General features: G+C 58.4%; 10 protein-coding genes and 1 pseudogene. 7 read left to right on the top strand and 4 right to left on the bottom strand.

All coding sequences use genetic code 11. The annotated features are described in order from the left end of the window. Positions 1–361 precede the first annotated feature (361 nt). From BN2476_RS09950 to BN2476_RS09935, 4 genes and pseudogenes are all read left to right on the top strand, one after another. Entirely contained in the window at positions 362–1,087 is a 726-nt protein-coding gene (locus BN2476_RS09950; protein ID WP_087733956.1) for an OmpW/AlkL family protein, read from the top strand. 70 nt (positions 1,088–1,157) lie between these two features. Continuing rightward, complete coding sequence (locus BN2476_RS09945) at positions 1,158–2,342, top strand: thiolase family protein (protein WP_087733985.1); 1,185 nt, start codon at positions 1,158–1,160, stop codon at positions 2,340–2,342. A 192-nt stretch (positions 2,343–2,534) separates the two neighbouring features. Next, positions 2,535–3,569 (top strand): XdhC family protein, encoded by a 1,035-nt coding sequence (locus tag BN2476_RS09940; protein WP_087733983.1) that lies wholly within the window; start codon positions 2,535–2,537, stop codon positions 3,567–3,569. Positions 3,570–3,809: 240 nt separating this feature from the next. Then, positions 3,810–3,959, top strand: a pseudogene (locus BN2476_RS09935) (IS5/IS1182 family transposase); the annotation flags it as partial. An 80-nt stretch (positions 3,960–4,039) separates the two neighbouring features. On the opposite strand, the gene BN2476_RS09930 reads toward BN2476_RS09935, so the two are convergent. Next, positions 4,040–4,408 carry a DUF1330 domain-containing protein gene (locus BN2476_RS09930; protein WP_087733955.1) on the bottom strand — a complete coding sequence of 123 codons (369 nt, stop codon included), beginning with the start codon at positions 4,406–4,408 and terminating at the stop codon, positions 4,040–4,042. Between the two features lie 103 nt (positions 4,409–4,511). Between BN2476_RS09930 and BN2476_RS09925 the strand changes: the two genes are divergently transcribed. The 3 genes from BN2476_RS09925 (at position 4,512) to BN2476_RS45410 (ending at position 7,591) form a co-directional block, all read left to right on the top strand. Then, positions 4,512–4,775: a hypothetical protein gene (locus BN2476_RS09925; protein ID WP_143810933.1), complete on the top strand. Its 264-nt coding sequence runs from the start codon at positions 4,512–4,514 to the stop codon at positions 4,773–4,775. A gap of 1,082 nt (positions 4,776–5,857) precedes the next feature. Further along, a protein-coding gene (locus tag BN2476_RS09920) for an IS3 family transposase (RefSeq protein WP_218274508.1) occupies positions 5,858–7,035 on the top strand; the annotation gives its coding sequence in 2 pieces (ribosomal slippage) (positions 5,858–6,125 and positions 6,125–7,035; 1,179 coding nt in all). A gap of 361 nt (positions 7,036–7,396) precedes the next feature. Beyond that, complete coding sequence (locus tag BN2476_RS45410; RefSeq protein ID WP_143810932.1) at positions 7,397–7,591, top strand: hypothetical protein; 195 nt, start codon at positions 7,397–7,399, stop codon at positions 7,589–7,591. Positions 7,592–7,623: 32 nt separating this feature from the next. Here the strand turns inward: BN2476_RS45410 and BN2476_RS09910 are convergent, their stop codons facing one another. The 3 genes from BN2476_RS09910 to BN2476_RS09900 all read right to left on the bottom strand — a co-directional run bounded on the left by BN2476_RS09910 (position 7,624) and on the right by BN2476_RS09900 (position 11,381). After that, a complete protein-coding gene (locus tag BN2476_RS09910; protein ID WP_087733952.1) occupies positions 7,624–8,292 on the bottom strand; it encodes a TetR/AcrR family transcriptional regulator in 669 nt (222 codons plus the stop codon). A gap of 228 nt (positions 8,293–8,520) precedes the next feature. Then, complete coding sequence (locus BN2476_RS09905) at positions 8,521–9,666, bottom strand: MFS transporter (protein ID WP_328590284.1); 1,146 nt, start codon at positions 9,664–9,666, stop codon at positions 8,521–8,523. Positions 9,667–9,824: 158 nt separating this feature from the next. Beyond that, the gene (locus tag BN2476_RS09900; protein WP_087733950.1) at positions 9,825–11,381 is read right to left on the bottom strand and encodes a methyl-accepting chemotaxis protein; all 1,557 of its coding nucleotides are present in this window, start codon (positions 11,379–11,381) and stop codon (positions 9,825–9,827) included. Positions 11,382–11,612 lie beyond the last annotated feature (231 nt).

The raw sequence follows: 11,612 nt of genomic DNA, 5'->3' as shown, positions 1-11,612 counted from the left end.
TTTGCCGGGTCAACTTCAGCTCTGCTGGAACCATTGGGGTCACCGCTGCGCCATTGAAAAATTCCTTAGCATGACTATAGATAAATTGGGTCGGCTGCCCGGACGGCCTGCATCTACATTGGCAGTCGCAGGGCGCCCGAGATCTCGCTTTCGATCGTTCTCGAAATCATGGCGATCAAAAATGGGTAGAGGCGAAGACCCTGCCTGCATCACCGCAGGTTTGCTCCCCTCGTCGCGACGCCGGTCGACGCAAGTAAAGACCGATGTGGAGCAACTAAAAGACGAAGCTGCTGAACCATGGTTTTGAGAAGCACCTTGTTGCGCGTTAGGCAATTATATAAATGAACGGAGACGGAGACAAATGAAGAAAGGAAGCCAAATTATCACTGCCCTGGCCATAGGGTTATCAATTGCTTTCGCATGCGAGGGCGCTCGAGCTGACGAATCTGCAAGCGCGCAAGTCGACGAACCCGCAAACACTGTAAAGATGGGATATGTCGGTGTCGTTTTCAACACCAAATCTGGCAACATGTCGGGTCCGCCGGGTACCACCCCTCCCGGTCTTCAGGTGGACCTGAAGAATACAAGCATACTGGGGTTGAGCTACCAGCGGAGGCTGTCCGACCACTGGTCTGTCCTGCTCCAAATGGGAAGTCCTGTGAGCATACGCGGCGAAGGAGCCGGCAATGCAGCCGGCGTAGGGGAGCTCGTAACAGCCAAGGCCTGGTTTCCGGCTCTTATGGTTGACTATACCTTCACGGACTTCCATGGCATTCGGCCTTACGTGGGGCTTGGTGTGAACTACACTTTCTTCACGGATCAAAAAGTCACTGCCGCTTACACGAAGGCGTTCCAAGGGACGCAGACTTCGATCGAGACGAAAAATTCCTGGGGGCCAGTCGCGCGACTAGGGGTCGAGTATCTGCTCAGCAAGCATTGGCTCGTCGATTTTTCGTATTTGCATTACTGGACGAGAACGACACTCACCCTCACTACTGCGACACCCGGATTCGGCAACATCGCCCGGACCATCGGCGTCAAGGCCAACCCCGATCTCTTTGGTTTGGTGGTCGGATACCGGTTCTAACGACGAATCCTTATTTACTCAAGCAGGGCCGCTCCATAACTGAAATGATTCAATCAGAGTAATGATCACCATGAGCAAGAACATCGTCATCTGTTTCCCCGTTCGCACAGCCATTGGCGCTTTTGGTGGGGCACTGAAGAGCACACCGGCAGCAAGGCTGGGCGCGCACGTCATTGCCGCGACACTGCGCCGCTCGAAGCTCGATCCAGAGCGTGTCGACTCGGTCGTGATGGGCAACGTGGTGCAGGCCGGCAACGGTATGAATGTCGCTCGGCAGGCGGCGATCCATGGGGGCTTGCCGGTGAGCGTACCGGCGATGACGGTCAACCGGGTTTGCGGTTCCGGCGCGCAAGCTGTGGCCACTGCGTATGCGGAAATTGCGAGCGGACTCTCGCGCCTCCTGATTGTCGGCGGGACGGAAAACATGGAGCGCGCACCGTATCTATTGCCCGGCATGCGTTTGGGGACTCGCATGGGCAATGCAGAGGCCATGGATTCCGTGTTGTTCGATGGATTGAACGACGCCTTCTCGGGCAAACATTCGGGCTGGCACACCGAGGATCTTGTGCTGAAGTTGGGGATCACTCGCGATGCCCAGGATTCATTCGCCATGCAAAGCCAGCGCCGTTTCGCCAATGCGCAGGCCGCCGGTTGGTACGAAGCAGAGATTGAACCCTTGACCTTGACGGGGCCGAAGGGAGCCACGATCAACTTTTCTGCAGATGAATCGAATCGGCCGGATACCACGATGGAGACCCTTGCGAAGCTGAAGCCTGCCTTTCGCCCCGACGGAACGATTACCGCAGGCAACGCTCCGGGCGTCAATGCAGGTGCTGCCGCGATGATCGTTTGTGATGAGGTCATGGCACACGACAACAATATGCAACCCATGCTCGCGATTCGCGGTGTGGGTGTCGCCGCGGTCGAACCCGCGTTCTTCGGGCTGGGGCCGCTCCCTGCCATCCGTCTGGCACTCGATCGAGCAGGGTGGAGGGTCGAAGACGTGGACCGATACGAGGTCAATGAAGCCTTTGCCGCCATCGCAATCGCCGTGCGAGACGAGCTGAAGATCGATCCGTTGAAATTCAACATCGACGGCGGCGCGATTGCCCACGGACACCCAATAGGCGGCACCGGTGCCATTCTGATCACGAAGGTCGCGCATGCGCTCGAGCGCACCAAGACACGTAAAGCAGTGGTCTCGCTGTGCATTGGTGGCGGGCAGGGGATCGCCTTGTGCCTCGAGCGGATTTGATATCGAATATTTTTCCCGAGACACAATGACGCTGTACCGAAAGAGCTCTTCATCGAACAGAGGGTGCCGGGCACGAGTGTTCCCGCCGAACTCGTTGACGATGCCGGCGACCCATAGTCGAGACTCAAGCGGCGGATGTGGATTACGGCGACAGCGATCGCGCTACTCGCCATCATGGAAGTAGGACACGTCATGGATGCGGAAGACTTGCAAGTTTTGCGTGACTGCAGTTTGTGGATGTCTCAAAGGCATTCGGTGTTGCTTGTTACCGTGGTCAGGACGTGGGGATCTTCTCCGCGTCCGCCTGGCGCCATGATGGCCATTCGTGACGATGGGCGCGTAACGGGTTCGGTGTCGGGGGGCTGTATCGAGGATGACTTGATCGCCGATGTGCGCGAACGAAGCATCAACGGACTTACGCCGCAGAGTCTGCCTGCGATCGTCTCTTATGGCATCAGTGCAGACGAGGCACATCGCTTTGGGTTGCCTTGCGGCGGGACACTTCAGCTGGTTCTCGAGCCGCTCTCTCACGTCAGCCGCATCGACGAATTGGTGGACAGGCTTAACTCGCGGCGCCTGACATGTCGGGCCTTGAATCTGAAAACGGGAACAGTCGAATTGTCGGATTCGGATCGTGGGGATCAGCTTGAACTTGCGGAGGACTTGCTCCAAACGGTCCTCGGTCCCCGCTATCGCCTCCTGGTCATTGGCGGCGGTCAGCTTTCGCGTTACCTCTGCGCAACGGCCATAGGATTGGGTTTTGAGGTCACCGTTTGCGACCCCCGCACGGATTACCTGGATGACCATGAGTTTGGGCCCGTTTCGATCACGCGCGACATGCCGGATGACGCGGTACAGGCCTTTCAACCGGATGCTCAAACGGCGATTGTGGCGCTGACGCACGATCCGAAGCTCGATGATCTGGCGCTTATGGACGCCCTGAAGACGCCCGCCTTCTATGTGGGGGCACTCGGCTCACGATTGAACAACAGCAATCGGCGAGCGCGGATGAAGGAACATTTCGAAATGACCGATGAGGAATTGCAGCGACTCGATGGGCCCGCGGGAATCTACATCGGCAGTCGAACTCCGCCCGAAATCGCGCTGTCGATCCTCGCCGCGATGGTGGCCGCCAAGAATGGTGTGAAGCTGCCTGACCAGGCGATGGTGTCCTCAGCCAAGGAGGCCGCTTCAATGGCAACGCCGTATGCCGTTTGCAGCGTCTAGTCGGGCGTGGTTGACACGTCAAACTCGGCTTCAGGTCACTACGTTCGCGATGGAAGCGCGCCTGTCAGGCCCGGATGAGATCCCGTTCAGCAGGAGATATACAGAGAAGTTGATCACGTGCTGCAGATCGAGTTCGTGGCCAGGAAAGGGCACGGCTGAGCCAGGATCAGTGTGGCCAGTCCATGCTCGACCGACCATGCGGCATGCACGACGTGATTTGGTTTTTTAGCCTAGCCCTGCGTCCTGCCACGTTGCCGGGTCGTAGAGCGCACCTTCGGCAGGATGACTCGCTGGCGCTGCCTCGTGCGAGACTATGAAGAGCGCCTCGAATGCTCTGAGGCCATGGTCCACGTCGCCTTCGGAATTCTTCTCCTCAGGCGCATTGTTCACCAGCAGGTGTTCTCAAACGCGCCCTCGGAAGCCTCCTCCTCAGGCGCATTATTCACCAGCAGGTCTTCTCAAACGGACGCTTAAGGCTTGAGTACCGCCAGTACATCGTCAAGCGAACGGTCGGGGGCGGCCATATCGGGACCAACGAACGTCTGCCATATATAGCACGCTGTCCCGTTCTCCCGCAGCGGATGCAAGTCGGCCAAATCTGGATCGTCCCGGAAGCTGTTGAATGCCTCTTCGGACTCCCATTCAACGAGAAAAAGAACCTGCCGTGGCGCGAGATCACCAACGACATTGTCTTGGAAACGGGCAAGCGCCACCATTCGGCCGCCATATCGCGGGGCCGCTTCAGGCAAACGGCGGAAATACGCAAGGTATTTCTCCACGTCGACCACGTCGAACATATTCAGCGCGTAAAACTTTTTCTTCCGCGAACTTTCGCTCATTGCCAATACTCCTTTTGATGAACAGAATTGCGGTGGCAGTGCACCTTTCTCGCCCATGTTGGACGGATCTTCGGTCCGATCAGACCTTGTGCAGGCCGATCCGATGGCGACCTACCCTGACAAGCACGCCCAGACGCACGCCGGTCGGCTCGCCGTCGCGGAAAGTGACCTCATCAGACTCGACGATCGCAACATAGCCCTTGGCCCGCTGCAGCAGCCGAAGCCCGCCACCCGGCAAGTCCTACGCGACACAAGGAGCTTCCAGACGGAGCGCATCGAAGTCGAATCGCGAAATCAAACTTTTGTGAAGGCGTCGAAACTGCTTCTTGTGAAAACAGCTTCATCATTGTTTTGTAGTACCTTTTGAACTTTTATAAAGCTGGTGCTTGTTAGCGCCAACTGATCGTGGGTTCGTCGGCTGTCCACGACCTATGCGCCGCCAGGTAACGGTTGCTCGTACCCTACGATTCGCTGTGGGCTGGAGACGGCGCGCTCGGCAGCACAAACTTGGCATATAACATGTGCATATGAGACTAATGTATGTGGGAAAGCCGAGCCCACGCAACACAATTCGGCAGACTATTTTCTCCCGCAGCGGACGCAGGGTCGGTATCTCTTCTAAACATGTGCATATGAGACTAATACTATGCGAAAGGGTGGGGACACGCAACACAAATGAGCTGACCATGGGGGAGAATTATGATTGCATCATGGCCGCACCGACACCGCCGCGGTCTGTCGCCTTGCTGCTGAATAGCTTGTCAACAAGGTCTTCACGACGCCGTTGGAGCAGGAGACCATCGATGCTTCGTCCACCGGCGCATGGAACGACTTTATAACAGAAGCGACAATTGCGCTCGCGAGAACTCATCGAGCACGATGGTGGGGCATCTTTGTAGGGAAGCGGCGAATCGAACTCGAAATAGCCGCGTCGGTGTCGATCACGTCGCGCTACGCGTCGTCGGCCGGAGGGTGGCCGGTACTCTCCTGCTTCTGATCGACAGAGATCAGTCACATCAGTTTTCGGCCTGCTCGGCAAGCATATCTTCGATGTCCGCGAGCATGCCGTTGCGACGATTGTCGCGACGTAAACGCGTGTTAAGCATTCTCGGTGTGGGGGTGCATTGCTAGCAATCCCTAGCGTTAGGTTGACCGGGAACAACATCAACACAACGACTGCTCAGCCAGCGGTGAGCAGTCGTTGTACCCGGTTTCATCTTCCGCAAAGATTGTTTGAGTATTGATAGCGTTGAGCGATGCGCAGCGCCGGAATCTCTCCACCGGGTCAGTGTCGGCGATAAAGGGACGCCCGAATGCGGCGGCGTCAGCCTCGCCGCGTTTTACGGTCTACTGCGCGCGTTCCCTTTTAAGCTATTCATTGTAGTGGTCTAATTTCCTCGGACAGGTCGATAGGAGGACAATCCTGAATCGACGAGGAAAAAGAGCAAGATGACAAGAAGGCGCCGACAATTTGACGCCAGCTTCAAGCTGGAAGTAGTACGGATGGTGCGAGACCAAGGGCTATCGGTCAGCGAAGTGTGCCGGTCGATGGACCTTGTTGAGACAGCCGTGCGCCGCTGGGTGGCGCAGTACGATGCAGAGCGTGCTGGCGGCCCCGGCGAGGGCAAGCCGCTGACGGCTGAGCAGCAGCGTATCCGGCAGCTCGAGGCGGAAAACCGGCAACTGCGCGAGGACAACGCGCTGCTAAAAAAAGCATCGGCCTTCTTTGCCCGGGAACTGAAGTGATTTACCGCGTGGTAACTCATTTGCAACAGGAGGCCGTATCGGTCAGTCACGCCTGCCGGCTTTTGCAGGTGAGCCGCTCTGGCTACTATGCGCACCAGAGCGCCACGCCCAGAGCGAAGAGGTTGCACGAACAGACGCACATCAAGGCAGCATTCGCCGCGAGCGGCGCGAGCTATGGTAGCCGCCGCGTGATGCATGCACTGCGGGAGCAAGGGCTACGCATCGGTCGTTACCGAGTGCGTAGGGTGATGCGCGAAGCGGGCCTGCGCACGAGTTGGAAGCGCAAGTTCGTCTCGACGACCGACAGCAGGCATACGCTACCTGTGGCAGAGAACGTGCTCGACCGCCAGTTTGACGTGGCCGAGCCGAATCGCGCATGGGTTTCGGACATCACGTATATCCGCACGGCGCAGGGCTGGCTCTATCTGGCTGTCGTGCTGGACTTGTACTCGCGCAGGGTCGTCGGCTGGTCAATGGCACCGACCATGCCGGCTGGACTGGTCATGTCGGCATTGACGATGGCGCTGCAGCAGCGTCGGCCAGCGCCAGGACTGGTTCTGCATTCGGACAGGGGCAGCCAGTATGCAAGCGATGAGTACCAGGCCTTGCTGAAGCAGCATCACGTGGTTTGCAGCATGAGCCGCAAGGGAAATTGTTGGGACAATTCGGTGATGGAAAGATTCTTCCTGAACCTCAAAATGGAGCGCGTGTGGCAGCGTCAGTACGCCAACCACGATGAGGCTCGGCGCGATATCAACCAGTACATCGTCGCTTTTTACAATCCGGTGCGCTTGCACTCCACGCTGGGCTATCTGTCGCCCACCGCCTACGAGGCGAAACCGACAGCGAAAGAACCTATCTGCCTGTCCGAAATTAGTTGACCACTACACATTGACGATGAACGGGCCTTTGAGGAGGCGACTCAAGTCGTGCCCAATCCATACAGGCTCGACTACGTCGCAGCTGCCCAGCGGTGAGACGCTCTGAATCGAATGCGGCTCAGACGACGCCGAACTCGTGCGAGCGATGATCGAAGTGTTGGGAGCACGCTACTGTTTCGGCACGATGCCGAGTTGCGGGTTTACCTGCACCGCGATGCGATCGATTTCCGAGCCGGTATTGACAACCTCATAATGCTGTGGAGCAATCGATGCAGTTCGATCCGTTCACGCGCGAGCGATGTTTGCGTTCCGTTCCGATACCGCAAGCGCAATCGGGTCGAGCTGCTGCAGTACCTCCGCGATGAGCAATTGCAGCGGACTGGATGGGGCTGCGGGGATCAACATCGGCAGTCGAACTCCATCCGAAATCGCGTGGTCGATACTCGCCGCGATCGTGGCCGCCAAGAACGGCGTGAAAATGCCTGATCAGGTGATGGTGTCCTCAGCCAAGGAAGCCGCTTCGATGGCCGCGCAGTCTGCCGTTTGCGGCGTCTAGCGCGGCTTGGTTATCACGCTCCACTTTCGCCTTCAGGTCATTACCTTCGCGATGGCCGCGCGAAGGTCGGGCCCTGCTGAGATCCCGCTTAGCATGGTTGATACCGAGAAGTTGATCATTTGCTGCACATCGACTTCGTGGCCAGGAAAGGGCACGCGCTGAGCCAGGATCAGTGCGGCCAGTCCATGCTCTACCGACCATGCGGCATGCAGGACGAGATTGAGATCTTTTTTAGCCCAACCCTTAGTCAGCGCAAAGTCGCACACGGCGGATGCGAATAGCTCGAACGATGCCACTGAGGCAGCCACGAGTTCCTCGTATGCAGTGGCCGGGAGGCGTGGGCCCACCATAAGATCGAAGAGTCCCCTTTCGCGCTCGGCGAAGTGCACGTAGCACTGCATCATGCGGAAGACCTTGATCATCGGGTCGACCTTCGATGCGGCGATTTCGCGGCGCAGTGCCGCCAGTTCGTTGAATCCCTCGGTAGCGATCGCCGCCAGCAAGTGTTCCTTGCTCTCGAAGTGATACGAAGGTGCCGCAATGGAGACGCCTACGGAGCGCGCGACATGCCTGAGGCTCAGCTCGTGCGCTCCGATCTCCTCGAGTAGGCGCCGGCCTTCTGATATCAGCGCGTTCCGCAGGTCGCCGTGGTGATACGGAGTCGGTGCGGCCTTGACAGTTCGAGTGCGTGGTCTTGTCATTGAATGATACGAACGAATGGTTTTATTGGAGCCTGTTGCGTGCTACACCGTTCGTGATCATATCAGTGCTCACTCCATCTTGTGATCAAACTTGGCAAAGATAAGATAGACTCCTGCTCGTGCGAGGGACGCTCTGTCTCATGGCTAAGCACTAACCCTGAATTCATCCGCGTGGATCACGGGTCGGAACCCCATGGGTCGTGCGCGCCCCCGTTTCTTACCCTCAATTTACGAGCCGGGTGCCGCTTTCGTCGATTGACCATGTGGTTGCGAAATTCGCTGGTATGCGCACTCGGCAACAAAAAATCCCACCGTAATGAATGCCGCGCCGACAAGGCCAAGGGTGTGGCGATCGAACCAGGTGATGGCCGCTCCGCCTATGACCCCCGACATTGATACGCCGATATAGATAGCGGTCGCGTTCAGGCCTAACAGCACCGGCGCCGCAACGGGTGCGATGCTGATCAGGCGGTGCTGCTGCGGCACGAGCAGGCCCCAGCCGCACATGCCCCAGACGACGAGGGCGGGTGCGGCGGTCGCGAGCGACGCCGAGGTCCAGGGCAACAGCGCGAAGTCCAAAGCGACGATGGCGATGGCCGCGTTGATGATTCGGCGGCTACCGAAGCGATCAGTCAAGCGACCGGCAGCGAGATTGCCAACCGTAGCGGCCACGCCCCAGAGCAGTAGCAACCCGGCGAGCACGCGCGCGTCACCGCCGGTGGCGCGGTCGAAGGTCAAGCCGATGTACGTGTAGGTCAGAAAGAGGCCCGTATACACGAGCCAGGTAGTCAGGAGCGTGAGCAGCACGGGCGTATTGCCGAGCGGTGCGAGCCTGCGCTCGAGACTGACGGCCGGCGCAGTCGGGATGTCTCGCAGGCGCCAGGTCACGCCCATCGCGGCGACAGCGCCTACCGCGGCGACGAACCACATCGTCGCACGCCAGTCCAGCCACCCCCCAATGAAGGTGCCGAGCGGTGCGCCTAGCGCCGTCGCACTGGACAGGCCGGCGATCACGATGGCGAGCGCTCGGCCGCGCTGCTCAGGCGGCACCAGCGAAGCACCGGTGGCGGTTGCCGTCGGACTGAACATGGCCGCACCGATGCCGGCTAGCAACCGGCTCCCGAGCACGAGCCCGATACTCGGCGCCAAGGCGGTTATAACATTGGCGAGCACGAAGACCGCGAGCCCTGTGAGTAGCAGCCGCTTGCGCGGCCATTGAGCTGCTGCCGCGGCGATGACAGGCGACAGCAGCGCATAGCTCAACGCGTAGAGCGTGACCATCTGCCCGGCAAGCGCTACGGGCACGCGAAGGGATGCGGAAACCTGCGGGAGCACACCGGCGACCACGAAGCTGTCGGTGCCGATTGCGAACATGCCACAAGCTAGAATCAGGAGGCGTCTATCCATCGAGAAATCCTTCGGAGGCGTCCGACCGTTAGCGGGTCGTACCAGTAAGCAATCAATCAGTTTCGCGACGAAACTTACGGACGACAGTGGCGTGCCGCCCAACGATGAAAATTTCTAGCGCTGATTCAGGTGTTCAATAGCTTGAACATGGATACGGCCTCCTTCAGGCTCTCTGCTTGGCTCGCGAGAGACCGCGCGGAGCTTGCCGCTTCTTCGACGAGGGCAGCGTTATGCTGGGTCACTTCGTCCATCTGTGTAACAGCCTGATTGATTTGCTCGATCCCGCGGCTTTGCTCTTCGGATGCAGTCGCGATGCCGCTGACAAACTCGGATACTCTCGCAATCGCATCTTTAAGTTCCAGAATCGTGGTAGCGACGTGCGCAGAGTCATCAACGCTCCGCTCGACCACTGCTACGGATGAGGCAATCAGTTCGGAAATATCTTTCGCAGCAGTCGCCGAGCGTTGGGCAAGGCTGCGAACCTCGCTGGCGACGACGGCAAATCCGCGCCCGTGCTCGCCAGCGCGGGCGGCCTCAACGGCCGCGTTGAGCGCAAGGATGTTAGTCTGGAAGGCAATTCCTTCAATAAGGCCCGTGATCTCCCCGATCTTGGCTGAGCCAGTACCAATGTCCTTTATTGCTTGGACCAGGCCCTGAACGGCTTTATTGCCAGCGTCGGCCATCTCGGCAGCATAGACTGCTGAACCATTTGCCTCCCGCGCGTTGTCGGTGTTCTGATTGACAGCCTCTGTCAGCTGCGCCATGCTCGCGGCCGTCTCTTCAAGGGATGCTGCTTGACGTTCTGTGCGCTCGGACAAATGTGCATTGCCGCTTGCAATCTCGTTCGATCCTCGGTTCACGTCTTGAACGGTTCGTGCCACGTTTCTTACGAGACTCGACAGACCGACCGTGATGCCGTTCAATGCCTCGAGGATTTCTCCTATTTCGTCGTTCCGTGACAGCGGCTCCTGTTCGGTCAAGTCGCCCTTGGCTAGGCGCCGCGCCGCCGTTTGGGCGCGACGCAGGGAAACACTAACCCTGCTCTCAACTATCCAATAAACCCAGGCGCCGGTCAGAGTCAGCATTGTCAGACCCAATACCGCCGAAGGTAACGCTGGAGGTCGCATGCTGAGAGGAGCCCACGTGGCGAATGCAACGACAGTCCCCGCCGTGAGCATTCCGAGCCACGTAGTGACAGCGAAACTGATTTGTAGCGCCAGGCGCGGCCCTTTCTTTGTGCTCATGCCAACACCGATGGCGCCAACGACCGATCCATCCGCATCCAGAAGAGGCGTGTAGAGGATGGCCAGCTTCATGTCGGAGAGGGACGTGTACCCAAAATAGTGGCGCCCGGAGGAGAGAGCCCGGTTTGCCGGATTCGTCGGCTCGAGATCAACGCCAAGCAGGCGCTTGCCGTTAGGAAGAACGGAAGTAGTGATTCGGACGAATGAATCTCCGTTCCGGACGAAGATGGACCCTCCATAGCCGGTCCGAGATCTGAAGTCATCCAGTATGTCGTGGGCGAGATTGACGGTGCGGCCCCCATTTTTTAGCACGGGCGTTTGCTTGCCGACAACGTCAACCCATGCTGATTTATCCAGGGAAAAGACCGGCTCATATCGCGAAATCAAGCTTTCGTGGAGGCGTCGAAGCAGCGCTTCCTCTGAGAACAGCTTCATCATTGTTTTGTAGCACCTCTTGAACTTTTATAACGCTGATGTTTGCTAGCTCCAACTTATCGTGGGTTGCCCGGCTGCATCGACAGATGCGTGGTCGGGTAGCGGTGTACTCTCGTACCCACGATTCGCTGCAGATCGATCACGGGGCACTCAGCGGCGCGCGTCGCCCTCCGCGCGAAACGTGGCATCTCTTCTCTTAGACCGCTAAACGCGTGCATATGAGACTAATACTAT

This window comes from Paraburkholderia piptadeniae (genome assembly GCF_900007165.1).
GTDB lineage: Bacteria > Pseudomonadota > Gammaproteobacteria > Burkholderiales > Burkholderiaceae > Paraburkholderia > Paraburkholderia piptadeniae.
Note: the sequence above shows the minus strand (reverse complement) of the source record. Positions and strands in the feature narration are given on the sequence as shown.